General features: G+C 70.2%; 22 protein-coding genes, 1 tRNA gene and 1 pseudogene. 7 read left to right on the forward strand and 17 right to left on the reverse strand.

Annotated features, from left to right (window positions below; all coding sequences use genetic code 11):
- Positions 1–48 precede the first annotated feature (48 nt).
- Together Raf01_RS01240 and Raf01_RS01245 are read left to right on the forward strand one after the other, a co-directional pair.
- Positions 49–1731, forward strand: coding sequence for an aminotransferase class V-fold PLP-dependent enzyme (locus Raf01_RS01240; protein ID WP_203915796.1), 1683 nt, complete (start codon positions 49–51; stop codon positions 1729–1731).
- Between the two features lie 76 nt (positions 1732–1807).
- Positions 1808–2731 (forward strand): S1C family serine protease, encoded by a 924-nt coding sequence (locus tag Raf01_RS01245; RefSeq protein WP_203915797.1) that lies wholly within the window; start codon positions 1808–1810, stop codon positions 2729–2731.
- A gap of 9 nt (positions 2732–2740) precedes the next feature.
- Here the strand turns inward: Raf01_RS01245 and Raf01_RS01250 are convergent, their stop codons facing one another.
- Positions 2741–4108 carry a cystathionine beta-synthase gene (locus tag Raf01_RS01250; protein ID WP_203915798.1) on the reverse strand — a complete coding sequence of 456 codons (1368 nt, stop codon included), beginning with the start codon at positions 4106–4108 and terminating at the stop codon, positions 2741–2743.
- A gap of 44 nt (positions 4109–4152) precedes the next feature.
- Complete coding sequence (locus Raf01_RS01255) at positions 4153–4509, reverse strand: YkvA family protein (RefSeq protein ID WP_203915799.1); 357 nt, start codon at positions 4507–4509, stop codon at positions 4153–4155.
- A 255-nt stretch (positions 4510–4764) separates the two neighbouring features.
- Between Raf01_RS01255 and Raf01_RS01260 the strand changes: the two genes are divergently transcribed.
- Positions 4765–5829 (forward strand): SGNH/GDSL hydrolase family protein, encoded by a 1065-nt coding sequence (locus Raf01_RS01260; protein WP_203915800.1) that lies wholly within the window; start codon positions 4765–4767, stop codon positions 5827–5829.
- A 22-nt stretch (positions 5830–5851) separates the two neighbouring features.
- A complete protein-coding gene (locus Raf01_RS01265; RefSeq protein ID WP_203915801.1) occupies positions 5852–6649 on the forward strand; it encodes an SGNH/GDSL hydrolase family protein in 798 nt (265 codons plus the stop codon).
- A 94-nt stretch (positions 6650–6743) separates the two neighbouring features.
- Here Raf01_RS01265 and Raf01_RS01270 read toward each other — a convergent pair whose 3' ends face one another.
- A complete protein-coding gene (locus tag Raf01_RS01270) occupies positions 6744–8684 on the reverse strand; it encodes a S53 family peptidase (protein ID WP_203915802.1) in 1941 nt (646 codons plus the stop codon).
- A gap of 189 nt (positions 8685–8873) precedes the next feature.
- On the opposite strand from Raf01_RS01270, the gene Raf01_RS01275 reads away from it, so the two are divergent.
- Positions 8874–10118 (forward strand): acetyl-CoA C-acetyltransferase, encoded by a 1245-nt coding sequence (locus Raf01_RS01275; RefSeq protein ID WP_203915803.1) that lies wholly within the window; start codon positions 8874–8876, stop codon positions 10116–10118.
- A gap of 93 nt (positions 10119–10211) precedes the next feature.
- On the opposite strand, the gene Raf01_RS01280 is transcribed toward Raf01_RS01275, so the two are convergent.
- The 4 genes from Raf01_RS01280 to Raf01_RS01295 all read right to left on the reverse strand — a co-directional run bounded on the left by Raf01_RS01280 (position 10212) and on the right by Raf01_RS01295 (position 12681).
- Entirely contained in the window at positions 10212–10538 is a 327-nt protein-coding gene (locus tag Raf01_RS01280) for a hypothetical protein (RefSeq protein WP_203915804.1), read from the reverse strand.
- Positions 10535–11368: a Bax inhibitor-1/YccA family protein gene (locus Raf01_RS01285; protein ID WP_203915805.1), complete on the reverse strand. Its 834-nt coding sequence runs from the start codon at positions 11366–11368 to the stop codon at positions 10535–10537. The genes Raf01_RS01280 and Raf01_RS01285 overlap by 4 nt, the downstream gene beginning before the upstream one ends.
- A gap of 118 nt (positions 11369–11486) precedes the next feature.
- Positions 11487–11567, reverse strand: a tRNA-Leu gene (locus Raf01_RS01290).
- Between the two features lie 130 nt (positions 11568–11697).
- Positions 11698–12681 carry an FAD-dependent oxidoreductase gene (locus Raf01_RS01295; RefSeq protein WP_239133282.1) on the reverse strand — a complete coding sequence of 328 codons (984 nt, stop codon included), beginning with the start codon at positions 12679–12681 and terminating at the stop codon, positions 11698–11700.
- Positions 12682–12969: 288 nt separating this feature from the next.
- Here Raf01_RS01295 and Raf01_RS01300 point away from each other — a divergent pair, with 288 nt between their 5' ends.
- A complete protein-coding gene (locus tag Raf01_RS01300; protein WP_203915807.1) occupies positions 12970–13929 on the forward strand; it encodes an SCO2521 family protein in 960 nt (319 codons plus the stop codon).
- Entirely contained in the window at positions 13926–14939 is a 1014-nt protein-coding gene (locus Raf01_RS01305) for a DUF6879 family protein (protein WP_203915808.1), read from the forward strand. The genes Raf01_RS01300 and Raf01_RS01305 overlap by 4 nt, the downstream gene beginning before the upstream one ends.
- A gap of 30 nt (positions 14940–14969) precedes the next feature.
- Here the strand turns inward: Raf01_RS01305 and Raf01_RS01310 are convergent, their stop codons facing one another.
- The 10 genes and pseudogenes from Raf01_RS01310 to Raf01_RS01355 all read right to left on the reverse strand — a co-directional run bounded on the left by Raf01_RS01310 (position 14970) and on the right by Raf01_RS01355 (position 25850).
- The gene (locus tag Raf01_RS01310; protein ID WP_203915809.1) at positions 14970–15956 is read right to left on the reverse strand and encodes an SCO2522 family protein; all 987 of its coding nucleotides are present in this window, start codon (positions 15954–15956) and stop codon (positions 14970–14972) included.
- Entirely contained in the window at positions 15956–16873 is a 918-nt protein-coding gene (locus tag Raf01_RS01315) for an SCO2523 family variant P-loop protein (RefSeq protein WP_203915810.1), read from the reverse strand. Before Raf01_RS01315 ends, Raf01_RS01310 begins: the two co-directional genes overlap by 1 nt.
- 1 nt (position 16874) lies before the next feature.
- The gene (locus Raf01_RS01320; RefSeq protein ID WP_203915811.1) at positions 16875–18722 is read right to left on the reverse strand and encodes an SCO2524 family protein; all 1848 of its coding nucleotides are present in this window, start codon (positions 18720–18722) and stop codon (positions 16875–16877) included.
- A gap of 26 nt (positions 18723–18748) precedes the next feature.
- Positions 18749–19492 (reverse strand): SCO2525 family SAM-dependent methyltransferase, encoded by a 744-nt coding sequence (locus Raf01_RS01325; protein ID WP_239133283.1) that lies wholly within the window; start codon positions 19490–19492, stop codon positions 18749–18751.
- 463 nt (positions 19493–19955) lie between these two features.
- A complete protein-coding gene (locus Raf01_RS01330) occupies positions 19956–21281 on the reverse strand; it encodes an NAD(P)/FAD-dependent oxidoreductase (RefSeq protein ID WP_203915813.1) in 1326 nt (441 codons plus the stop codon).
- Positions 21282–21349: 68 nt separating this feature from the next.
- The gene (locus Raf01_RS01335) at positions 21350–21940 is read right to left on the reverse strand and encodes a hypothetical protein (RefSeq protein ID WP_203915814.1); all 591 of its coding nucleotides are present in this window, start codon (positions 21938–21940) and stop codon (positions 21350–21352) included.
- Positions 21937–23301: a DUF58 domain-containing protein gene (locus Raf01_RS01340; RefSeq protein WP_203915870.1), complete on the reverse strand. Its 1365-nt coding sequence runs from the start codon at positions 23299–23301 to the stop codon at positions 21937–21939. Before Raf01_RS01340 ends, Raf01_RS01335 begins: the two co-directional genes overlap by 4 nt.
- A gap of 140 nt (positions 23302–23441) precedes the next feature.
- Positions 23442–24494, reverse strand: a pseudogene (locus Raf01_RS01345) (AAA family ATPase); the annotation flags it as partial.
- 31 nt (positions 24495–24525) lie between these two features.
- Positions 24526–25101, reverse strand: a complete 576-nt coding sequence (locus Raf01_RS01350) for a hypothetical protein (protein ID WP_203915816.1) — start codon at positions 25099–25101, stop codon at positions 24526–24528.
- Positions 25098–25850: a DUF4129 domain-containing protein gene (locus Raf01_RS01355; RefSeq protein ID WP_203915817.1), complete on the reverse strand. Its 753-nt coding sequence runs from the start codon at positions 25848–25850 to the stop codon at positions 25098–25100. Before Raf01_RS01355 ends, Raf01_RS01350 begins: the two co-directional genes overlap by 4 nt.
- Positions 25851–25856: the final 6 nt, after the last annotated feature.

A 25856-nucleotide genomic window follows, 5' to 3' on the forward strand; every position in this document is an offset into this window, starting at 1 on the left:
CCCACCCCACCTGGCCAAACACCGGGTGTGCCGGGTAGAAATTCCGGCATGGCACCAGAAGAGAGTCCGCTGCTGGCCCGGATCCGGGACTCCGTCATCGGCGACGACCAGGTCATGTGGGGCCCGTACGGCGCCCGGCGGGTGACCTACGCCGACTACACCGCATCCGGCCGGTCCCTGACGTTTATCGAAGACGTGATCCGCGACGAGGTGCTGCCCCGCTACGCCAACACACACACCGAGTCGTCCGGCACCGGACTGCAGACCACCCGGCTGCGCGAGGACGCCCGCCGGATCATCCGGGACGCGGTCGGCGGCGACGAGGACACCCTGATCATCTTCACCGGCTCGGGGTCGACCGGAGCCATCGACAAGCTGATCGGCATCCTCGGCATCCGGATCCCCGCCACCCTGGACGACCGGTACGGCCTGTCCGCCGCGGTACCGGAGGCGCAGCGGCCGGTGGTGTTCATCGGGCCGTTCGAGCACCACTCCAACGAACTGCCCTGGCGCGAGTCCCTGGCCGACGTGGTGGTCATCCCCGAGGATCCAGACGGGCACATCTCGGCCGACGCCCTGGAGGAGCAGCTGCGCCGGTACGCCGACCGGCCGCTGAAGATCGGCTCGTTCTCGGCGGCGTCGAACGTCACCGGCATCGTCAGCGACAGCGGCGCCATCGCCGAGTTGCTCCACCGGTACGGCGCCCTGTCCTTCTGGGACTTCGCGGCGGCCGGCCCGTACGTCGACATCGACGTCACCGGGAAGGACGCGATCTTCCTGAGTCCGCACAAGTTCGTCGGCGGCCCGGGTACGCCGGGCGTGCTGGTAGTCCGGCGGGACCTCCTACGCAACCGGGTGCCGACGGTACCGGGCGGGGGCACCGTGGACTACGTCAACGCGACGGAGCACCGGTACATCGCCGATCCGGTACGCCGGGAGGAGGGCGGCACCCCGGCCATCATCGAGTCGATCCGGGCCGGTCTGGTCTTCGCGCTCAAGCAGGCCGTCGGCGTGCCGACCATCAAGGCGGCCGAGGAGCGTTCCCTCCGGCTGGCGTTCGAGGCGTGGCAGGCCAACCCGAACATCGAGATCCTCGGCAACCCGCGCGCCGAGCGGCTGTCCATCGTGTCGTTCGTGATCCGCCGCCCGGGCGGCCGGTACCTGCACCACAACTTCGTGGTGTCGCTGCTGTCCGACCTGTTCGGCATCCAGGCCCGGGGCGGTTGCTCGTGCGCCGGCCCGTACGGGCACCGGCTGCTCGGCATCGACCTGGAGCGCTCGCACCGGTACGAGCAGGAGATCATCGCCGGCTGCGAGGGCATCAAGCCCGGCTGGGTACGGGTCAGCTTCACGTACTTCATCTCCGACGCGGTCGCGCGGTACATCGTCGACGCGGTGAACCTGATCGCCGAGTACGGCTGGCTGCTGCTGCCGGATTACCGGTTCGATCCGGCCAGCGGGCTGTGGCACCACCGCGCCGGCCTGATCGAGCCTCCGCTGCGGCTCGATCAGCTGCGGTACGACCCGGACGGGGTGCTCCGGTACCCGGCCCGACACGAGCAGGCTCCGGAGAGCGCCCTGGCCGGGTACCTGGACGTGGCGCGGGCGCTGTTCGCGAAGCTGGCCGACCGCGCCGCGGCCGTACCGGAGCAGCGGGTCGGCGACCGGATCTCCGCACGGTTCGAGGAGCTGCGCTGGTTCGAGTTGCCGGCCGAGTGCCTGGCCGACTGATTACATCATTACTCGATTACGCGCACAGCGAACCCCTGGCCGGCATGGGTCGGGGCGACCGGGCGTTGACTCCGGCATGGAGCCTCTCGACGCGTACAGCCAGGTCGTCACGACCGTGGCGGCGAAGGTGCTGCCCTCGGTGGCGGCGCTGTCGGTGCGCACCGCCCGGGGCGGTGGCGCCGGATCCGCGGTGGTCTTCACCGACGACGGTTTCCTGTTGACCAGTGCCCACGTGGTGGCCGGCGCGAGCGGCGGCACGGCCACCTTCGGCGACGGCACCGAAGCGCGCTTCGACGTGGTGGGCGCGGATCCGCTCGCCGACCTCGCGGTGCTGCGTGCTCGCTCGACCGGCGCGCCGCCGGCGACCCTCGGCGATGCCGACACCCTGCGCATCGGCCAGCTCGTGGTGGCCGTTGGCAACCCGCTGGGGTTGGCCGGCTCGGTCACCGCGGGCGTCGTCAGCGGGCTGGGCCGGTCGATTCCGGCCCGGGACGGCCGGCACGTGCGGCTGATCGACGACGTGATCCAGACCGACGCGGCGCTGAACCCGGGCAACTCCGGCGGGGCGCTGGCGGACTCGTCCGGCCTGGTGATCGGCGTGAACACCGCGGTCGCCGGGTACGGGCTGGGCCTCGCCGTACCGATCAACTCGACAACCCGGCAGATCATCTCGGAGCTGCTGTCGACCGGCCGGGTACGCCGCGCCTGGCTCGGCGTCGCGGGCGCACCCGCCCCGTTGCCGCCCCAGGTGGCCGCTCGCCTCGGCCGGCGGGTCGGGTTGCGGGTGGCGGAGGTGGTTCCGGGCAGCCCGGCCGGGTTGGCCGGGCTCTACCTGGGCGATCTGATCATCACGGCCGGCGGGAAGCCGGTGGAGAACGTGCAGGCGTTACAGCGGCTCATGTTGGGACCGGCGATCGGCACCCGGTTGCCGATCACCGTGCTGCGCAAGGGCGCGCTGGTCGACGTGGTGGCGGTCCCGACAGAGCTGGTGAGCGCTTAGCAGTCCCAGTCAGCGATCACCCAGATGGGCCAGCAGATCCTGCCGGGTGATGACGCCGCGCGGCTTGCCGTCGACCAGCACCAGGGCGGCGTCGGACTTCTCCAGCAGCGCGACCGCCTCGGAGACCGGCTGCCCGCCGCCGATCATCGGCAACGGCGGCGCCATGTGCGGCTCGATCATGTCGTGCAGGTGAGCCTGCCCGGTGAACACCGCGTCCAGCAGTTCCCGCTCCGAGATCGACCCGGCGACCTCGCCGGTCACGACCGGCGGCTCCGCTTTCAGTACGGGCAGCTGAGAGACGCCGTACTCGCGCAGCACGTCGATCGCCTCGCGCACAGTCTCGGTCGGGTGCACGTGGATCAGCTCCGGCATCTTGCCGCCCTTGGATTCGAGCAGCTCCGCCACGGTCGCCTCGGCGCCCTCGGCCGACAGGAATCCGTAGCGCGCCATCCACCCGTCGTCGAAGATCTTCGACAGGTACCCGCGCCCGCCGTCCGGCAGCAGCACGACCACCACCGCGTCCGGGCCGGCCGCCTCGGCCACCCGCGCCGCGGCCACCGCGGCCATCCCGCAGGAGCCACCGACCAGCAGCCCCTCCTCGCGGGCCAGCCGCCGGGTGAACAGGAACGAGTCCTTGTCCGACACCTCGATGATCTCGTCACAGATGCCGCGGTCGTAGGTGACCGGCCAGAAGTCCTCGCCGACGCCTTCCACCAGGTATGGCCGGCCGGAGCCGCCGGAGTACACGGAGCCCTCCGGGTCGGCACCGATGATCCTGACCTTCCCGCCGGAGACCTCCTTGAGGTACCGGCCGATCCCGGAGATCGTGCCGCCGGTGCCCACCCCGGCCACGAAGTGGGTGATCCGGCCCTCGGTCTGCTCCCAGATCTCCGGCCCGGTGGTCTCGTAGTGCGACCGCGGGTTGTTCGGATTGCTGTACTGGTCGGGTTTCCAGGCACCCGGGATCTCGTTGGCAAGCCGGTCTGACACGTTGTAGTAGGAACGCGAGTCCTCCGGCGCGACCGCGGTCGGGCAGACCACGACCTCGGCGCCGTACGCCTTCAGCACGTTCCGCTTGTCCTCGGAGACCTTGTCCGGACAGACGAACACGCAGCGGTACCCACGCAGCTGAGCCACCAGTGCCAGCCCGACGCCGGTGTTGCCGGAGGTCGGTTCGACGATGGTCCCGCCCGGGCGCAGGAGGCCGGCCTTCTCGGCCGCCTCCACCATCCGCAGCGCGATTCGGTCCTTCACGCTGCCGCCGGGGTTGAGGTATTCCACCTTCGCCAGCACCATTGCCGGCCCCGCGGTCACATTACGCAGCCGCACCAGCGGCGTGTTACCGATCAGATCGACGACGTTGTCGTAGTAGCGCACGCGGCGAGTGTAGTGCCGCCCCGCTCACCTGCCCCGGGCAACGGTCAACGGGCGCGTGCCCGACCCGGAATGGTCTGGACCCGGCGGCGCTCCCAGACCATGAACCGTTCGGTTTCCGACAGAACGGCACCGGCCAACCAGAGCACCACGAACGAGTCGTCTACCAGACCGAAGACCGAGAAGAGCGCCTCCGGCACCAGATCTATCGGGGACACGATGTAGAGCAGGGCGAGGACCATGCCGAACACCCGAGCCTTGCCGTCGTACCGGCCGGACAGCGTCGCGCCGACCATCCTGGGCAGGGCGGCCAGTCGCTGGCCGAGCGACGGCCCGCCCCGATGCGAGGCACGGATCGCCGACCAGAGCGCCGTCAGCGCTGCCCTGCGGCCCAGTCGCGCCATAGTGGCCTCCCTCGGTTCCTGGGGTCCGATCAACCCAAAAGGGGGTTGTCCGGCCCCTGCCGGCCTTGTCTGTCACCTAGTGCCCGATCCCATAGTGCCCAACGAGGCAAAATTTGACGCATGGGGCCGCTGGAGGTGACCGGCACAAGTCCGCTCGCAGGTCAATCCGGCATCGGGCGATAACCGCGCCAGGCAGACCGAAATGTGACCGACTTTCCGCGCAAGCGGAGCTAGCCTCGAAGATCTGATAGCTCGATGGACGATCTCGATGGGGGGCGAGAAATGGGGCGAATCGGGCGAGTACGACGGGTCGCTGTGGCGGCCGCGTACGGCGGTGGCGGCGTCGGCCTGCTGGGCGCACTGGCCGCGGGAACCCTGATCGGGCAGGCCAAGCTTGCCCGTCGCGCGATCGGTATGGCGCAGTCTCCACCCCCGCGCTGCGACGGTGTCTACGGCACCGAACTCGGCGCGATCGACGGCCAGCTTCCGCTCAAGCTCGCCGTGCTCGGCGACTCCTCGGCGGCCGGCTACGGTGTCGACCGGCCCCGCGAGACTCCCGGCGCGCTGCTCGCCGCCGGGCTCGCCGAGCGGCTGCACCGACCGGTGATCCTGCGCAGCATGGCGGTGGTCGGAGCGGAGTCCGCCGATCTGGTACCGCAGCGGGAGGTCGCCGTCGACTGGCAGCCCGACCTCGCGGTCGTCCTGATCGGCGCGAACGACGTGACCCACCGGGTACGGCTGCCGATCGCCGTCGCGCACCTGGCCGCGACCGTACGGCGACTCCGCCAAGCCGGCATTCAGGTGGTCGTCGGCACGTGCCCCGACCTGGGCACCATCCGCCCGATCGGGCAGCCACTGCGATGGGTGGTCCGGCGGTGGAGCCGGGAGATGGCCGCGGCGCAGACGATCGTCGCGGTCGAGGCCGGCGCGACCACGGTGTCCCTGGGCGACCTGCTCGGGCCGGAGTTCGCCGCGGCACCGGAGACCATGTTCAGCTCCGACCGGTTCCACCCGTCCGCGCTGGGCTACGCGGCCGCCGCGGCGGCGATGCTGCCCACGCTCGTCGAGGCCCTGCACCCGGCGCCGGAGGCGCAGCCGAGCCTTTCTCAGGACGAGGGGGTACGGTCGTTGGCGCAGGCAGCGGTGGAGGCGGTCGACCGTGCCGGCACCGAGGTGCGGGGTGCCAGAGTCGCCGGTCGGGACAACGGGCCGGCCGGGCGGTGGGCACAGCTGAGGCACCGGGTACGGCAGCTCACCGAGCGACCGCACGATCCGCAGACGACGCACTCCACGCCGGTACAGCCGTCCGTCGTGGAGTGACGGGACGGGACGGAGTACGCGGATGGGCATCGTCAGGCAGGTTGGCCGGCAACTGGGCAGGGCGACCGCCGTCACGGTGATCGCCGGTGCCGTCGGCGGAGCCGTACTGCTGGCCGCTGAGGCGGTGGTCGCGAGGACCCGCCGGTACGCCCGGCCCGACCTCGCCCTCGGCATGCGCACGTCGGTCGGCCCGCCGACCGCACCCGCCCTGCGCCTGGTGCTGCTCGGCGACTCCTCGGCGCTGGGCGTCGGCGTGGACCGGGTCAGCGACACGGTCGGCGGGCGGCTGGCCGAACTCCTCGCCGGAGGGGCGGAGAGCGACGGCCGGCGCGTCGAACTGTCCAGCGTGGCGGTGTCCGGCTCGCGCTCCGAGGACCTGGCCACCCAGGTGGCCCGTGCGCTGGTCGGAGATCGCCCGGACGTGGCGGTGATCCTGATCGGTTCGAACGACGCGCTGCGGCCGGGCCGGCCCAGGCAGTCGGCGGCACATCTCGCCGGGGCGGTACGCCGGCTGCGTGACGCCGAGGTGGCCGTGGTCGTCGGCACCTGCCCGGATCTGGGGGCGGTACGCGCGTTCGCGCCGCCGTTGCGCCAGCTCGTCGGGCTGGTCGGCCGGAGGGTGGCGGATGCCCAGACGGCCGCGGTACGGGGCGCCGGTGGGACTCCGGTTGATCTGGCGCGGCAGGCCGGTCCGGTCTTCCGCGCCGATGCCGGGACGCTGTGCCACGACGGATTCCACCCGTCCGCCGACGGGTACCGGGTCTGGGCGCACGCGCTGTACCCAGCGGTAGCGGAAGCGGCCGGCGTCACCTCACGGTGACACCGGCCGCCTCGTGCTTCCGGTTGCGCTACGACAAGCCCTAGCCGGACCGTTCAGAGCAGTCGTTCGCGGGCCGGCACTCGAGCCGGACCGGTCAGAGCAGCCGTTCAGCCAGCAGGAACGGCAGGCCGCGCGGTGAGCCGCGTCCCGTCACGTTGTCGTAGCCACGGGCCGTCGCGAGCGACGAGTCGTGGTCGAACGTGTTCAGCGAGCTCGCCGTCGGCGTGGTCACCGCGATCGGCGACTTCGGCGGGGTGACGTCGCGGTACAGCGCCGAGGGCAGCGAGTACAGCAACGGGTTGGCGAACCCGATGGAGTGGTGCCGGCCGGTGCTGGCCAGCGCCTGGATGCCGGCGAAGACCGGGCAGGCGAGGCTGGTACCGCCGATGGAACCGAGCCCGAACTCGCCGCCGACCGTCTGCCCGATCGCGAACCCGGTGTACGGGTCGGCGATCGCGCCCACGTCCGGTACGACCCGCATCGGGGTCTTGCCGTTCTTCTTGGACAGGCTCCCCGGCACCGTGCCGCGCTGGTACGCCGGCTGGGTGAAGACGTAGCTCGTGCCGCCGCCCGCGCCGTAGAGGAACGGCCCCGGCACCGGCGAGCTGTACGAGGCCGGGGTGGTGGCGTAGTTGATCACATCGTGGTCAATGCCCCAGCCGGTCTCGAACTGGTAGTTGTTGTGCTTGTCGATGCCCAGGCTGGTGCCGCCGACCGCGGTGACCATCGAGTCGGAGGCCGGGTAGTCCGCCTCCGCCTTGGTCGTGTCGCCGACCGTCACGTCATCGCCGTCGTCGCCGGACGAGAAGTACATGCCCATGCCCTCGATCGCCGCCTGTACGAAGATCGAGTGCTCCAGCTGGATCTCGGCGGCCGGCAACTCCTCGCCGGCGTTGCCGTACGAGTTGCTGACGATGTCGGCCGAGTGGTGCTGCACGACGTAGTTGAGCGCGTCGTCGATGCCGGTGTCGCAGTTCTGGGCACCGAAGTAGTGAATCTTGGCACCCGGAGCCAGGCTGTGGACAGCCTCGACGTCCAGCGTCTCCTCACCGTTCCAGGCCGCCTCGCCCTGGCACTCGTCCTGGAGGTTGAACGGCTGGAACAGCGTCTCGCTGTACTGGCCGCTCTTGAACGCCGGCTGGCCGAAGTTCGCCGCGTACTGGTTGGCGTCCGACTGCATGGTCGGCGAGCCGTACGCGTCGATGATGGCCACCGTCACGCCGCGCCCGTCCTGCCCGGCCCGGATCGCGTCGGTCACCCCGTACGCGCCCTGGAGCTGAGCCGGCGAGTACCCGCAGATGTACGTCGGGAACTCCGTCTTGCCGTACGCCTTGGGCACGGTCTGGGTGTGCTGCCCCCAGTAGGTGGAGCACTCCCCGACCGGCGGCGGGGTCGCGCTCGGCTTGCCGGCGTGGGCCGTCGGCATGCCGCCGTTGTCCGGCACCGACGCGCTCAGCGGCTTGCGCAGCAGCGCGCTGTCGTCCAGGCCGGTCACCTGCGCCACGTCGGGCGCGACCGATGAGGGTACGGACACCGCGGTCGATGGTGCCCGCAGCTTCCTGCCCTGCCACGAGTACGTCTTCAGAACCGTGCCGAACGCCTTGTTCACATTGGCGACGGTCCCGGACGCGGAGACCCAGCGGTTGCCGTCGGCAACCTTGGTGACGGTGATGCCCTGGCCGGACAGGAAGCTCTTGACCCGGGCGACCGACGCGTCGGTCGGCGCGAACCGGGTGTTGAACTGCGCCGGCGTCAGGTAGCTCTGGTAGCTGGCGCTCTTCGGGTCGGAGACCTGCGCCGCCAGTTGTTCGGCCCCGGCCGCGTTGCGCAGCGGCAGCGAGACGGTGAACGAGACCTGGTCCGACGACGCCGGTGCGCCTGCCACGGCGGCCGGGGTCGCCCAGGATGGAGTGGTGCCCGACAGCGCGACCCGGTCGCCGGGCGACGCGGACGCACCCGTGCTGGCGATGAAGGGGACGACAAGTGCTGTGGCGCCGATGGTGATCAGTGCCCTGCGGACCGGATGAGACCGCATGGAACTCCTTTCGCTTGACGAGGGTTCCAGGCCGGGTCAGGCCGCACGCTAGTGAACCGCGGCCTCCCCTGGCACGTGGACCATCACACGTGCCGTGATCAGGTCGTGTCAAGCATCGAGACATGGACAAGGGTGGCGTGGCGGGTACCGCGGGTGACTCTGGTACCTACTCGGCGGTAACCTGGCGGCATGCCTGAAGCTGTCATCGTCGCCACCGCCCGTTCCCCGATCGGCCGCGCGGTCAAGGGTTCACTGCGCGACCTGCGCCCCGACGACCTGGCCGCCACGATCGTGCGTACCGCGCTGGACAAGCTGCCCCAGCTCGACCCGCACGAGATCGACGACCTGTACCTCGGCTGCGGCCTGCCCGGCGGTGAACAGGGCTTCAACCTGGGCCGCATCGTGGCCACGCTGCTCGGCTACGACTTCCTGCCCGGCGCCACGGTGACCCGGTACTGCTCCTCGTCGCTGCAGACCACCCGGATGGCGTTCCACGCCATCAAGGCGGGTGAGGGCGACGTTTTCATCTCGGCCGGTGTGGAGACCGTGTCGCGGTTCTCCCGCGGCAACTCGGACGGCCTGCCATCGGAGGCTCAGGCGCTGGTGGGCGGCGGCTGGCAGAATCCGCTGTTCGACGGCGCCCGCGCGCGCTCGAACAAGCGCGCCGAGGGCGGAACGCAGTGGCACGACCCCCGCGAAGACGGCGAGGTGCCGGACGTCTACCTGGCCATGGGCCAGACCGCCGAGAACCTGGCGCAGCTGTGCGGCGTGACCCGCCAGGAGATGGACGAGTTCGGCGTCCGCAGCCAGAATCTGGCCGAGAAGGCGATCGCGGACGGCTTCTGGGCTCGCGAGATCACCCCGGTCACCACGCCGGACGGAACCGTCGTCAGCACCGACGACGGACCGCGCCCGGGCGTGACGATGGAGGGCGTGGCGGGACTCAAGCCGGTGTTCCGGCCGGACGGACGGATCACCGCCGGCAACTGCTGCCCGCTGAACGACGGCGCGGCGGCGGTGATCGTCATGAGCGACACCAAGGCCAGGGAACTCGGCATCACGCCGCTGGCCCGGATCGTGTCCACCGGCGTCACCGCGATGTCCCCCGAGATCATGGGCATCGGCCCGGTCGAGGCGTCCCGGCAGGCGCTGGCGCGCGCCGGCATGACCATCGACGACATCGACCTCGTCGAAATCAATGAGGCGTTCGCCGCCCAGGTCATCCCGTCGTACCAGCAACTCGGCATCCCGCTGGAGAAGCTGAACGTGATGGGCGGCGCGATCGCGGTCGGGCACCCGTTCGGGATGACCGGCGCGCGCATCACCGGAACTCTGCTCAACGCGCTGAACTGGCACGACAAGACGATCGGCCTGGAGACGATGTGCGTCGGCGGCGGCCAGGGCATGGCGATGGTGCTGGAGCGCCTGTCCTGAGCGGGTAGCGGCGCGACCGGGCGTGCGTCCGCGTGGCGGCCGGTCCGGCTCGGCGTGTTTGGCGCCGCGCGACTGACCCGGACCGGTCGCGGCTCAGGATCCGTTGAGCGCGGCCCGGGCGTCGGCGACCGCCTGACCGGCCTCGGCGAGCACGTCCGGCGCGGCCCCCGCGGCCAGCAGGTCGCGGGCGGTCACCTTCACCTGGTCCGGCAGCACGAGATCGTTGTCCAGCCGGGGCACCTCGTGTCGCGGGTGCCCGGTGGACCCGGCCTCCAGGTCGGCCAGCCGCTGAGCCAGGGCGTGCACGACCTTGGCGCGCGATCCGCCCGCCTTGGTGAGCGCCACCCAACGCGACGGCGGCCACTGGGCGACCTGGTCGATCAGCCGGTCCACGGCACGGGCCAGTTCGTCCTCGGTCATCGGCGCAGGTACCCGAGCATGCGCAGGATCTGCCAGTACAGGTAGATGAGGCCGACCAGGATGCCGAAGGCGCAGTACCAGGCGTAGCGCACCGGCAGCTCGTACCGGATGCCCTGCTCGACCGCGTTGAAGTCGAGGATGAAGGTCAGCGCGCCGACCACGATGCAGACCAGGCTGAACACGATCGCCAGCCCGGTCGGCCGGGCGGCGGGGCCGTACTCGACCAGGCCCGGATTGTGCCCGAACAGCGAGAACAGCAGGTTGACGAGGCTCAGCACGACCACGCCGATCAGCGCGCCGATCACGAACCGCGCGAACTTCGGCGTGGCCCGCAGCACCCGGAACTTGTAGAGCACCGCCATGCCGGCGAACACGCCGAGCGTCCCGACCGCGGCCTGCACCACGATGCCCTGGTAGACCCGCTCGAACTCCCGGCTCACGACGCCGAGGACCACGCCCTGGCAGACCGCGTACAGCGAGATGACCACCGGGTTGGTGATCCGGCGGAAGGAGATCACCAGGAGCAGCACCAGGCCGGCGATGACCGAGCCGGTGGTGGCCAGCCCGACGACCGCGCCGGTGCGCAGGGTGGCCCAGGCGACGGCGGCGGTGACGACGGTCAGCGCGATCAGGGCGATGGTGCGGGTCACCACGTCGTCGAGGGTCATCGGCCGGCTGACACCGGTCGGTGTGATCAACGACGGGTACCCGCCGGAGTTCCCGCCTCCGTAGCCGGGCGGGACGGCGTACCCCTCCACGGGAGCCTGGGCCGTCCGCTCGGCCCGGGCGACGTTGCCCAGGCGGCTGAGTATCGGATTGGAACTCTGCACGGTCGCCTCCACGTACCGGAGATCACCTGATCTGTCCAGAATACCCGCTGAAGACCAGCCGAGAGCCGTACAGAGCTGCCCCAATGGCCGCCGAAGAGGACGGAGCGACCCGAAAGGGTGCCCGGGGCGGGACTCGAACCCGCACGCCTTTCGGCTGCCGCTTTTAAGGCGGCTGTGTCTGCCGTTCCACCACCCGGGCAGGGGCGACGCAGGCCCCACGGTATCCGGTCGTGAGGAGGTCACGCGAGAACCGGACGGCCATCGTCGCACCTCATTCTGACTGACCAGATCGGTACCCTCACCACGGTTTGTCAGCCGGAACGGCGAGGTCAGGCCATGATCACATCAAGCACGATGTCTCTGATCTCCGAGGCGCAGCCCCAGGACAGACTGACCCCGGCACCCCCGTGGCCGTAGTTGTGGATGACGTGGCGCTCCCCGAACCGGACATGCTCCACGCGCACCACCGGCCGCGACGGCCGGATCCCGACCCGGCGGTCCAGCACCCGTACGCCCCGCAGCCGCGGTTCGATCTCCGCGCAGCGCCGCACGATGCCCGCGATCGTGTCCGGGTTGCAGTCCATCTCGCGCTCGCCGGGTTCGGCGCTGCCGCCCAGGACCACCCGGTCACCCTGCGGCAGGAAGTAGATGAGGTCGTCGGCCTCTTCGGAGTACTCGGCGAAGAACTCCTTCAGACCGGGATTTTCCGCCACCGCCAGCTGCCCGCGTACCGGGGTGAGCTCATCGTCCGGCACCAGCCGGTGAGCGCCGAATCCGGTGCAGTTCACGGTGACGGTGGCCTGGGCGGCGGCGTCGTCGAGCGAGGCGACGTGGCCGGTCTCGACCGTGCAGCCGAGGTCCTCCAGCGCGGTCACCAGATAGTCCAGGTACATCGGCATGTCCACGACGGGTGACGTGTAGCGCCAGCCGCTGACGAACCCGTCCGGCAACTCGGCGACCGAACACATCCGGAAACCGTCCAGCTGCGTGGCCCAGTCCGGTGGCAGGTCGGGTGCGCGCGACGCCTCTATCCCGGCGACCATCCGCACGCCGGTCGGCTCACCCCACCGGCTCTGCCGTTCCGCCAGCTCATAGAGGACGTTGTACGACTCTTCGCTCCACTGTTTGATGTGGTCGTGCGACACGAGGTAGGGGCCCCAGATCGCGCCCGCCGCGCACGAGGTGCTCTGCTTCGGCTGGCGGTCGGCCACCACCCGTACCGGCACCTTCGCTCTGGCCAGAGTCAAGGCCGTGGTCAGTCCCGAGACACCGGCACCGATGACGAGAACCTCGGACCGAATTTCAGGCTTCACCACTCCACCACAATAGTGGGCTTCCGGTGACTCGACGACTACCGTCCGCACGACTTCGACATGGGAACACTCCGACATCCGGCCGTTGCCCGAGGCGGGGACCAATGGTAATGCACATAAAGGAGCGCCAATGTCTGCGAGCCGGACGAAACCCCGACCGGACCGACATTGTCTCAGTGATGTGACACAGCGTCTCGTCAGCCGATACGAGGCGTTGCAAGTTGCCGCTCGGTGGGGTGCAATCAAACGGGACAGCTGCCGGGTACGGGGTACGGAAGGTCCAGACGCATGCTGATGCTGGGTGAAGTGTCGACCGGTCTGCTGCGCCACTCCACCTCCGTGTCGGCGCGGATCGCAGACGACATCATGATGCTGCGCCAGGACCAGCCGGTCCGCTCGTCGCGGCGTCCGATCGCGCATGCCGTCTCGCAGGATCTGCTCACCGGCGTCGACTGCCGGCTGCCGATCGGCACGGTGGGCGGACCGCGGTGCGTCGGCACGGTACGGTCGCACGCCGCCATGACCGGCGGGCGCGTGCTACAGGGCTCGGCGTACGTCAGCGTGACACCGAGCCAGCACAACCGCCGCCTGCCGTGGTCGTATTACCTGTCCTGTCCCGGGATCGTCGAGACGATCGGGGCCGGACGGCTGCCCGAAGTCGCGGCCGGTTTCGCCAGCCAGCAGCAGTCCGGCAGCCTGGACCTCGGCTCGATCGGCACCCGCGTGATGAACGCTGTCCAGGACTCCCCCCACCTGGACGGCCGCCTGCCGTTCAGGATGGCGCGGACCGTGCTGCGCTGGATGGTCGCGCCGACCGACCTGGCGATCCGAGACAGCGCGAGCGTGCAATTCACCGTCGACGGAGAGAGCCGACGGACCCTCGTGCTGCGCCTGGACATCGGACCCCCCGGTCCGACGCCGGAACGGGTCGTGGAGCTGTGCGAGGACCTGGCCCTGCACGACTGGCTCCTGACCGCGCTGGAAGAGCTGATCGACCGCAGCCAGATCGGCTCCGGGCCACCGGCGGCGGTGGTAGACCGGCTGAAACCGGCGATCGACCAGCTGCTGCACCTGTGGATGCCCGCGGCGAGGCTCGAACCGGCCCTGGCGGAGCTGTGGCAGAGCCTGGAACGGCGGCCCGGCTTCAGCCGCCAGTGGAAGGCCGGCGTGGACCGGGTGCGCGACCAGCTGACCGCGAGCACCATCGCGCTGCTCAGTGAGGCCAGCTTCGGGCCGGTACGCCCATGAGCCATCACCTTGGCCGCCTGGAATCCATAGCGGTGAAGTCCACCGTTCCCCGCAAAATCGTCATCACGCTGGTCACCGGCGGCATCGCCTACCTGGTCACCTCTCTGGCCCAGAGGTCGCAGATCTGGGCGGTCGTCCTGGCCACCTTCATCGGCGGCGTCGCGCTGGTCGTGCAGTTCCTGATGGACTTCGACTCCCGCCTGCAGATCGTCGAACTGACCCAGGAGAGCCGGCTGCACGCGCTGCACGATGTCCAGCGAGGCCACGCCGTCGAGATGGAGCGACTGGTCCGCGAGGGGTTCCTGAAGATAAACGAGGCGACGGAGCTGTTCGGACTGGTCGAGACGTCGGCCCTGCGCACCGACGTGGTGACCCAGTTCGTGCGCAACGCGACGCAGATCGAGCCGATCCCGCCGCTCGTGTTCGACTTCGCCCAGGCCGAGATCTTCCGGATGTCCAAATTCCTCAAGGAAGTCAGCGCGGGCGAACACGTCACCTACGACGGTGAGGACCGCGACTGGCTGCTCGGACTGACCCGCCACGCGCGCAACAGCATCGACGCGACCAGTCTGACCACAGTGGACGCTGCCGGGGCGGAATACGGTGCCGGCGGGCTCTACAACAGCGACCTCGGCCACCGGTACCTGGAGGTGCAGCGCGAGGCGGTTCAGCGGGGCGTGACCGTACGCCGGGTGTTCGTGCTCGACCGCTTCGATTCCAGCCGGTACCCGAACCTCAACGAGATCTGCCGGCTTCAGCGGGACATCGGCATCCAGGTACGCATCCTGGTCGCACAGGACGTCTCCGGGCTGCTGCGCAACAGTCTGTTCGACTTCATCGTCTTCGATGACGTGATCACCTACGAGGTGGTCCCGGGTTCCCGTCTTGAGGACCACAGCGGCGCGCCGGAGGTGCTGAACACTCACCTGATTCTGGGCGAGGACCGGGTGCAGCAGCGGATCCGCCGGTTCCGCGACATCTGGGACTCGGCGACCGACTTCAAGGACTGAAGCGCCGGGGCTGTGCCGCCTGCGGGGCGGTCAGCGCCAGCGCCGCCGGGAACCGGTGTGCACGAACGCGTACTCCACCCGGTCCACCAGCTCCGGTGGCAGTGCCAGGTCTTCCCGCTCGGCCCGCTCCGCTACCTGCGCCGACACCGCGCCGGCCACGTTCACCTGGCCGAGGATCGTCCGTACCGCGTGCTCCACCGACAGGAACCGGGGGGACAGTACGGAGAACGTGCGGTACGCGCTGAACGGCGCCGCCGACGGGTTCAGCCGCAGCAGGGCGGGCAGCTGGTCCCAGCGCTCCGGCACCTCAGCGGGCATCGGCTGCGGTACGGCGACCGACTGGCCGAGGTTGCGCAGCATGCCGAGGCGCAGCAACTGCCACACCGAGGCCAGGAACGGGCAGGACCAGGTGCGCGACTCGTCCTCCTGCTTCTCGTCCCACAGCTCGACGTCGAGGAAGATGGAGTGCCGGTTGACCGCGCTCTCCACCGGTGGCGTCCACTGGCTGATCACGCCCATGGCCTCGCCCGCACCCGGCACCGCCGACCGCTCACCGTTGCACAGCCAGCCGGACTCGCTGACCGGTGGCCGGGAACCGTCGGTCGATGGTGCCGGTTCCGCGACCAACTGTCCCTCGACGAGCCTCGCGATGGGTACGCCGTCGGCCGACGCGCAGCCGGATTCCCGCCCCAGGTAATCGATCGCTAGCCCGGCGTCGGCCGCCGCGCGCTGAAGGTCGGAGACGATCTGGCGGGGCGAACCGAACGGGCTGAAGTAGTCGTCGACCAGGAAGCAGGTGCTGATCCGCGCTCGCCGGTCGCCGACCGCGGCCTGGCAGGCCCGCCGGGCCGCCTCCGCCCACGGTGCCACCCGCTGGAAGTTCTCCCGCAGACCGTCGATCCCGGAGGCGTAGTCCTCCATGTACAGGTGGCCCAGCTCGATCGAGAGGTGCGCCCACGGCAGCTGTTCCACCCGAGGCTGATCGCTCGCCTCCCGGAACGTGGCCTCGACGGTCATCACAGACCTTCCCAGGCCCGGTCGTCGGTGAGCTTCTCGGCGAGCATCTCGAACGCCTCCACCGTCTGGAGGTTGGCGATCTGCCGCGTGTACACGTCGTTGTTGGAGATCAGCTGCTCGCGCCACTGCAGCACCGGATCGAGCGGTACCGCGCCGAGCATCAGCGTGCGGCCGACCTTGTTGCGCTGTGCGAGCACCTGAAGGTTGGCGTTGCACTCGCGCAGCCAGGCCACCTGCGGGGCGCCCAGCCCGGCGAGCGCCGGCGAATCCGGGTCCACCACGGCGGTGCGCACGAAGCGGATCGAGTCGGCGAGCCGCTGCGGATCGTGTCCCCGTTCGGCGCCGGTCTTCAGCAGCCCGTGATCGCCGTAGACGAGGCTGGCGGCGGCGATGATGTGCTGCCGGGTCCAGCGGTGGAACACCAGCCACCGGGTGACGACTCCGCGCTTCTGCAGGTAGGCGCTCGCGGCGAGGGCGATGTCCGTCGCGTACGAGCGGCCGGCGCTGAGGTCGACGATGGTGACGTCGAACTCCTCCTCGGTGGAGAGCATCAGGTCGATGGCACGGCGCACCATGTCCGGCGTGGCGTTGAACTCGCCACCGCTGCTGTCGCCGGGAAGCAGGACGAGGCGGCCGGCGCCGGCCGGGCGGCCCCGCAGGCTGGAACGATCCGACTCCGACCACACGTCCAGCCGGGTCGGGTTGGTCAGTTCGCCCCGCAGGTGGGAGTGCAGGCCACCCTGGATCGTGCCGTGCTCGACGGACGGGATGTCGAAGATGGCACCCGCGGTCGGCGAGCCGAAGTCGAAGTCCAGGTAAGCGATGTTGTCACCGCGCAGCGCCGCCCGGTACGCGACGTTGCCGCTGGTGACCGACCGGCCGGTCCCGCCCTTGTCGGAAGTCGCGAAGACAATCACGCTAGTTGGCCCCGCTGACGTCTTCGCGGGCCGCGGCGAGATTGTCGAGCGCGCTGAGTACCTCGCTGATCAGAACCCCGGCGCTGCCCGGCCGGTCCCCCTGGATCTTCCTGGCCCGGATCAGCTTCTGCCTGAGCGTGTCCATCTTCGCCCTCATTGCCGGGCCGGCTTCCGACGACCCGCTCAGCAGTTCCTGGTCGAAGAGGTGCTCGGCCTCGGCCAGCAGGTCGCTCGTGTAGTCGGCCAGCCGCGAACCGCTGACCGGCGGGTTGCCGATGACCTGCGCCGCCGTCACCAGACAGTCGACGACTCGCTTGGTGTAATACCAGGAGGGGCGCGAGTCCTGCCTGGGGATCTGCGGAAACTCGTTGGCCGGCTGGTCCCACAGGTCGCGGCCGCGATCGTCGCCGATCCGCCGGTGTTCCAGGTGCGTCCACACCTCGTCGGCCAGGCTGACCATCTGCTGGCGCAGCACCGGATTCTTGAGCAGGCCGGCGATGCGGATGGTCCGCTGCAGCAGCAGCGGCGAGAAGTCCGTCTTGATCCAGCGCAGCGACGGCCCGCCGTCTTCCTCGCTGCCGCCGAGGTCGACGCCGAATCCGGGATGGTGAATGGAGACCGCGGAGTCGCCGGGGAAGCTGCGCCGGTTGATCCGGTTGCGGCCGGCGAGCTCAGCCAGCACCCGGCCGACCCGGTTCAACGCCTCGTCGGGTGCTCGGCGACTCACCAGGTCCTGCACGGAAATCGACGTCACCAGCAGCGAGAGGTAGTCCGACTCGACGCCGTCGGTGGTGCGCCACGGCAGGTCTTCCAGCGGCCACCGCTCGTTGCCGAACTGGGCGATGGTCGACCAATATTTCTGCGTCAGGTCCCAGCGCAGTTGCAGCGACTGGGCCAGCCGGAGCTGTTCCTCGTCGAGCAGGCCGAGCAGGCGGGTGCGGTCGGAGAACAGCGCCTCGACGGCGTCCAGCGCCACCACGGTGAAGTAAAGGTATGGCGCATTCTCCGCCGCGCCCGCACGCTGCGGTCCGATGTTGTCGAACCCCTCGACCTTCGGTGCGCCCTTGACGATGCCCCACGACCAGCCACATTCGAACAGCAGGTTGGGGTTGTCCAGCCTGCCGCCCTGGCCGGCGCCGGAACCGATGATGACCTCGTCGCGCAGCCCGGCGTGGATTTCCCGCAGCTCGTTGCGCAGTTCCTCGACGATCACCCGGTTGGGCAGGGCGTTCTGGTTCACCATGTGGATCAACGTGCGACCGAGCGTGGAGTCGACCTCGAAGACGTTGACGCTGAAGCTGCGCAGCATGCCGATCATCGCCGCGGTCAGCCGCGCGCTCGCCAGCCGCTCCAGCTTGTCGATCTCCTGACGGAGGTCGGCCCGCTTCACCACGCCGCGGAACACCCGAGCAAAACCGATGGTGGCCAGCGACAGCGTCACGGAGATGCCGAACGAGTCGACCACGTCGAGGCCCTGCTGCTCCTTGCTGACCTCGATGGACGGGTCGCCGGAGCGGAAGTAGCCGCCGCCGGAGAACAGCGGGGTGCCGTCCTCGTCGCTGTACCGGACGAAGTACTCGGTGAGGATGCCCACCAGCCGGCGCGGGATCTCCACGCTGTCGCCAAGGACGCGCAGGGCGTCGACCACGTCCTCGGCCATCTGGTCCGGGTCGTCCAGCTTGAACGTGGGTACCTCGGCCGCCGGGTTCATCAGGCAGAGCAGGTGCTCGGCGTCACTGATCGAATTGGAGCCGTCCCGGCCTCCCCAGATCCAGGACTTGTCGACGTAGGACGACCGCGCGGTGGCACGCCAGATGTCGATGATCTGCTGTCGTGGCTGGACCTTCATGGGTTAACAGCCACCCCCAGAGATCGCTACTTCCCGTTGGCGTACCCCGTGGCCAGGATCATCCCGTCATACCCGTCGCGCAACGGATTGGCGCCGCTCGGGATCATCGTGACAGTCACATCGTAGGCGACCGGGTCAAGACATTCACCGACCTGACCCTCGTCTACCGCCACGGCGGGAAAGTGCAGCCGATTGACCTGGTAGCCGACGGAATGGCGCATGAACGCGGCGGCGAACGGCGCTCCGGGCTTCAACGAACGGACGAAGCACTGGGTGGCCCGCTCGAACTCGTCGGCCTCCGCGGTGATCGACTCCGCGACGAAGAACATCGTGCCGATCTCCCACTCGCACCGGGGCAGCTCGAAGATGCTGCCGCACAGCACCTCGGTCCGGGCGGCCAGCGCCTCGCGCGGCTCGACAGGCTTGTACCTGTCCGCGTCGGCGTTGACGAGCGCGCCCCAGAACGGGTCCCAACTCGGCGCGAACTGGCGGATCTCCCGCATCAGCCAGGCGACGTTGGACCGCGACCGTTCGACGAGCGTGATCTGGCGGCAGGACGGCAGCATGGCCAGGGCCGGGTACAGGTTGGTCCCGCTGCCCACGTCGATGCCGCAGCGCTGCTCGCCGGACGCGGCGAAGAAATTCGCCACACGCTCGATGATCTCGCGGTCATCCAGCCGGAGATTCTCGTAATTGTGCGCGAGATACCAGCGCGAGTCGAAATCGTCCCAAGGCTGAGAGTCATTGCGATTTGTCGCTAGATCAATCATGAGTCGCACACCCCGTTCTGCCGGGTGTTCATGATCATCAGATTACGCCTGTTTTGCCAAAATCGCAGGCCAAGGCGCAAATAATCATGGAGTGACACGGTGGCGAACATGCCGAACGACACCTCCGTGTCGGTATCGAGCGCTCGGTCGTCCCTGACCGGCGCCACCACAGAATGCCAGGCTAATGCGAACGTACTGAGGGAACTTACTAAGGGCGGTGCGATCGGCTGAATCAGCCCGTACCGGCATGTCGCGAAACCGTCCCGACCGCCGCCACGACCGCCTCTTCCAGGACGCCGGGACCACGGCGCTTATGGCGCCGGGAACCGCCGCCGGGGCACGGCGGAGAAGTTCTCGTGATCGAGAAGGCTATAGATTCCGCCGCGCGCACGCCGCTCCGTGTGCACCATCTGCGCGATCTGACGAAGGGCCCGGATCGGGCCTCCGCCCGGTCTGGCCTGGATCACCGGGTCACCGGCGGCGTCACCTCGGTGAAGCTCTGCCGCGGCGAGTGCAGCTCACCGAGTGCCACCACCTCGCGGCGCAGGAACAGGGCCAGCGTCCAGTCGATCACGACCCGGATCCGGCGGTTCCAGCTCGGGATGCGGCTCACGTGGTAGCTGCGGTGCATGAACCAGGCCGGCAGGCCGCGCAGCTTGATGCCGTACACCTGCGCCACGCCCTTGTGCAGGCCCAGGCTCGCCACCGAACCCGCGTACTTGTGCCGGTACGGGATCGGTGCCTGGCCACGGATCACCGCGGCCAGGTTGTCGGCGAGCCGCACCGCCTGCCGTACCGCGTGCTGGGCGCTCGGACCGCACAACGCGCCCGGCTCCTTGGTCAGATCCGGTACGGCCGCGCAGTCACCGGCCGACCAGGCCCCCTCGACCGTCCGCTCGCCCGGCCCGGTCACCTGCAGCGTCGCCATGCAGGTGAGCCGGCCCTTCCCGTCGCGCGGCAGGTCGGTCCGCTCCAGTACCGGATGCGCCTTGACACCGGCGGTCCACACGATCGTGTCGGCCGCGAACGAGTCGCCGTCGGACAGCCGGACCACACCGTCCACACAGGACTCCAGCCGGGTACCGAGCCGGATGTCCAGATTCCGCTTCAGCAACTGCTGCACCGTGTAGGCGCCCATGTCCGGATCGACCTCGGGCAGGATCCGCTGGGTCGCCTCGACGAGTACCCAGTGCATCTCGTCGGCGCGCAGCTCCGGGTAGTACCGCAGCGCGTCGCGGGCCATGTCCTCCATCTCGGCCAGCGCCTCGATGCCCGCGTACCCGCCGCCGATGAACACGAACGTCAGGGCGCGCGCACGGGTAGCCGGGTCGGTTGTGGTGGCCGCCACGTCGAGCTGTTCGAGCACCTTGTTGCGCAGGTAGATGGCTTCGCCCAGGGTCTTGAAGCCGACCGCGTTCTCCCGGAGGCCGGGGATCGGCAGGGTCCGCGACACGCTGCCCGGGACCAGGACGATGTGGTCGTACGGCACCTCGCGCGACGGGCCGACGATCGGCTGTACGGTCGCCACCCGCCGCTCGTGCTCCACCCGGGTCACCTCACCGGCCAGGATCGTGCAGCGGCGCAGTTCGCGGCGCAGCGGAACGACCGCGTGCCGGGGCGCGATGCTGCCGGCCGCCGCCTCCGGCAGGAACGGCTGGTAGGTCATGTGCGGCTGGGGATCGACGACGATCACCTCGGCCTCACGGGCCTTCAGTTTGCGGGAAAGCCGGAGGGCCGTGTAGAGGCCGACGTGGCCGGCACCGACGACAAGAATCCGCTGAGGGGTCACCATTCCATGCTAGGTCGGGTTGGCAGCCATTCCGACCCGCCGATGGCTGCCCGGGCAGGTCACCGGGGTCAGCGGCGCCGGACCAACGTGGCCAGATAGGCCGCCACCGCCACCATCAGGCCAAGTCCCACCAGGGATGCGACCAGATAGCGCTGCCCGGGCAGGTAGGTCGGCAGGAGCCGGGTGAACATCGCCACAGCCGCGGTGAGCAGCACCACTACGCCGTAGCGGCGCAGCCACCCGGTCAGTACGCCGGGCGAGACGACCGCGTCGTAGGGCAACACGGCGGCCAGGGCGGCCAGGTTGTGCAGCAGGTACAGCAGACCCGCCAGCAGGATCAGCCGCCAGTACGTCAGCGGCTCCTGGTACGCCGTCGTGCTGGCCAGCCAGCCGAGTACGGCGGCCAGGACGGCCAGGGTCACCAGCCAACTGCGGGGAGTCAGGGCGGGCAGGACCGCGATCACGACCAGCACCAGGACAGGCGTGCCCAGGACCACCGCGCCGGGCCAGGCGACAAGCTGAGCCGCCAGGGCGGCCAGGAACACGCCGCCGCGCACCAGCATGGGTCCGGGCGCCGCCCGACGAACCCGGTCCGTCAGGTTCTCGATCCAGGAGAACGCGTCGTCGCGCCGATTCTGGCGCTCGCTCCGCTCGCTCACCGGGCACCCGGCCGGACGCCGCCGGCCATCCTCGACACCCCGCGCAGGACCTCGTCCAGGCTGCCGGCGCCGGCCCAGGCGACCACCGGTACGCCGTGCTCGCGCAGCTGGCCGATGGTGTTGTCCCGGTCCAGCTTCCACAGCCGGCCGGCCAGGGTGCCCCAGCCCTCCTGGACCGGCAGCGGAATGTCCGGCGGCAGGGTGTCCACCGCGACCACGAACCGGCCAGCCCGGGCGAACCGGGCCACCATCGCCGCCGCCCGGGTGTCCAGCAGCGGAGTGAGCACCACCACGAGCGCGTTGGCCGACACCGTGTGCGGGCCGAACGCTGCCGGTGAGGGCTCGTAGGCGCCATGCTGCGCGCTGACGTCCAGAAGCCACTCCAGCACCGTCAGGTACTGCCGCCGGCCGCCGGCCGCGCGCAGCCGGCGGGCCCGGAAGCCGTACTCCAGTAGCGCGACCCGGTCGCCGGCGTGCAGGTAGTGCTCCGCGATGCCGGCCGCGGCGCGGACCGTCGTGTCCAGTACCGACCGGGCCCCTTGGATGCCTCCGGACCGCCCGGCCTCGTGCAGCACATCGAGCAGGAGGACCACCTCGGCGTCCCGGTCGGACAGCGTGGCGGCCACGTGCAGTTCCTGGGTACGCAGGGAGACCCGCCAGTCGATGCGGCGCAGCCGGTCGCCGGGCGCGAACATCCGTACCCCGGCAAGCTCACCGCCCTCACCCGGCCGCCGGGACCGGTGGCCGCCGACCAGGCCCGCGGCCTTCGGCATGGCCTCCACCGCGTCGAACGTCTCGGTGACCGGGAACACCTTCAGCCGCCGGGCATTGGCCACGCCTGCGTCGCTGACCAGCAGACCGTCGGCCGCGACCGCCCAGGCGTGGGTCGGGCCCAGTGCCGGGCGACCCCAGCGCAGCGCCTCGCCCTCCAGGTCGATGTCGGCGACCGTCTGGCTGGCCACCGAGGTCACGTACGGCCGGTCCGAGTGCCGCAGGCGCAGCCAGGGCGAGGTCGCGGTGCGCAGGACCACCAGGTCGTACCCGATCGGATCGGTGTTGCCCACGCTGATCTGGGCCTGCACCGGCCGGCCCTCGGACAGCAGCTCGGACGCGACGCTCACCCGTACCGCGGGCAACGCCTCCGGCCGGCGCCACACCCCGATCGCGGCGCCCAGCGCGAACGGCGCCGCGAGGACCACCAGGTCGGCCCGCCGCAGCAGTACCGCGACGAACAGCAGAACGCTCACCACCAGCACGGCACGGCCCAGTGCCCGGGTCGGCGACCAGTGGCCGAGCGACTCGGCCAGCCCGGTCTCGCCACCGTCGGGCGGGGCGGGCGGCGGGACGTCGGGCGCGGACATCCGCAGCCGAATGGGCTCGGCCACGGTCAGCTCCGGGGCGGGGCGGTGTACCGGTACGGGTCGACCGCCGGCCGCTCACTGGTGTGCTGGCCCTGCTGCCCGGGGACCTGCCGGTCGTCGTACCCCTGGTCCAACCGGTACGCGGGCGGCGCGTCGGCGTACGTCGGGAGGGCCGCGCTGGCCGGTGCCGGAGTGTTCGCCAGGACCTCGGTGACCACGGTCGACGGCTGGATCTGGCGCAGCCACATCTCCGGCTTGAGCGTGATCCGGTGAGCGAGCGCCGGGACCGCGACCGCCTTGACGTCCTCGGGCACCACGTAATCCCGCCCGTCCAGGGCCGCCCTGGCCCGGGACAGCAGCATCAGGGCGAGCGAACCCCGCGGGGACGCCCCGGCCATCACCTGGCTGTGCTCGCGGGTCGCCGCGGTCAGCTCGACCATGTACCGGCCGATCGAGTCCTCGACCACGACGTCCTCCAGCGCGGCCTGCATGGCCAGCAGTGTGGCCGGATCCACGACCGGTTCGAGATGCGCGTCCTCCTGCCGTCGCGCCATCCGGCGGCGCAGCACGTCCCACTCCTCGTCACGGCTCGGGTACCCGAACGAGACCCGCAGCAGGAACCGGTCGAGTTGTGCTTCGGGCAGCGGGTACGTGCCCTCGTACTCGATCGGGTTCGCGGTCGCGAGCACGTGGAACGGCGCCTCCAGCCGGTACGTGGTGCCCTCGACCGAGACCTGCTTCTCCTGCATGGCCTCCAGCAGGGCGGCCTGGGTCTTCGGCGGCGTCCGGTTGATCTCGTCGGCGAGCAGCAGGTTGGTGAAGATCGGACCCGGCCGGAAGGTGAAGTCGTGGCTGCGCTGGTCGTAGAGGAAGGAGCCGGTGACGTCGGCCGGCAGCAGGTCCGGGGTGAACTGGAGCCGGCGGAAGTCGATGCCCAGCGCCTGCGCGAAACACCGGGCGGTCAGCGTCTTGCCAAGCCCGGGCAGGTCTTCGAGCAGCACATGGCCGCCGGCCAGGATGCCCGCCAGTACCAGTTCGAGCGATTCCCGCTTGCCGACCACCACGCTGCCGACGGCCTCCAGCACACTCCTGCCGAGCGGGCCGACCTCCCGCGGAGCCACCTTGGTCACGCGACCGCCAGCGGCGTCGAGGGACGAGACGCCGCTGTCAAGCGGTCGCTCTCGAGAAGTCATTTGCCAGCCTCGCTTCGCTCGTCGGCCTGATTCACAACGCCTCCACCTGACTGATCAGCGCCGCCAGATCGCGGGGCGCAAGGTTTTCCCGTACCGGAGCGGTGACGAACCTCCACAACGGCTCGCCGAGCACCGCCCGTGCCCGTACCGGGTCGTTCGCCCGTACCACGCCGTGGCGCAGCCGCAGCCGCTCGTCGATCAGCTGCACCATCCGGGGCTGCATCGTCTTCGCGAACTGTGCCGGATCCCGTTGGAGCTTGACCCAGAACAGCCGGTTTTCCCACCGCCCGGCCGCCAGGCGCAGCCCGTCTTCGCCGCCGTTCGAGCCGCTCGACGCCTCCGAGCCGCGTAGCAGGCGCTTCGGGATCCGGCCCGGCCCTATCCAGGTCAGGGTGCGCCGCAGCAACTGGATGACGAGCACCACCATGAAGATCAACGGGTACGGCACCGCCACACCCGTCACCCGCATCACGAAGCCGCCGCCGGCCGCGATGATCAGCGAGATCACCACCGGGCGTACCAGCCAGCGGAAGCCGGACCGGCCGGACGGCCGGTGCGAGCTCGGCTCCTCTTCCTCGTACCGGAACACGTCGTCGAGGAAGCTCACCGGCTCGTCCCCATCGCCGGCTCGCTGGACAGTTCGGCGCGCAGGTGGCCCAGGGCGGAACGGGCCCGGTCGCGCATGCCGGAGTCGACGGTGTGCGTCGCGTACCGGGCCAGCCGGTACAGGTCGGCCAGCGGGTACAGCACCTGCGAGCTGACCTGGTGGGCGGCGAGCAGCCGGAGCACCAGGTCGGTCGGGCTGTCGCCGGGCTGCCGGGGCGTACCGGCCGAGGCGGCCGCCTCCTCCAGCCGTACCCAGCAGGCGATCACCGCCCGGCGCGGGTCGGCGTCGAGGTCGCTCAGGTCGGACAGGCCGGCGTCGACCGCCGCCAGTACCGTCTCCCGATCGGCCGCGGGCACGGCCCGCTCCTGCTCCACCGGCAGGCGACCCTTGCGCGTCACGACCCGCTCGCGCAGGACCATCCAGATGATCAGCCCGACGACGGCGGCCACCAACGCGACGCACACTCCCGAGACGAGCGCGCCCGCCCAGCTCGGCAACTGGGTGTCGTGCTGGACGCCGGCGCCATTCTGGAAGTGCTGTGGTGGCGTGGGTCCGAAGGACGGCAGCGCCTGCTTGTCCGCGCCCCGTTGCGGCGGTACGGGTACCCGGGTGATCTGCGGCGTGGACAGGGCGGCCGCGATCGCGACCGCGGCCAGCAGCCCGGCCACCGCGAGCAGCGGAACGAACCGCCGTAACCGGGCCGTGCCGGGCACGTGCGCCCGTGTGGGCCGCTCCGGCAAGGCGTTCATCGGCGG

It is taken from the genome of Rugosimonospora africana (genome assembly GCF_016862975.1).
GTDB lineage: Bacteria > Actinomycetota > Actinomycetes > Mycobacteriales > Micromonosporaceae > Rugosimonospora > Rugosimonospora africana.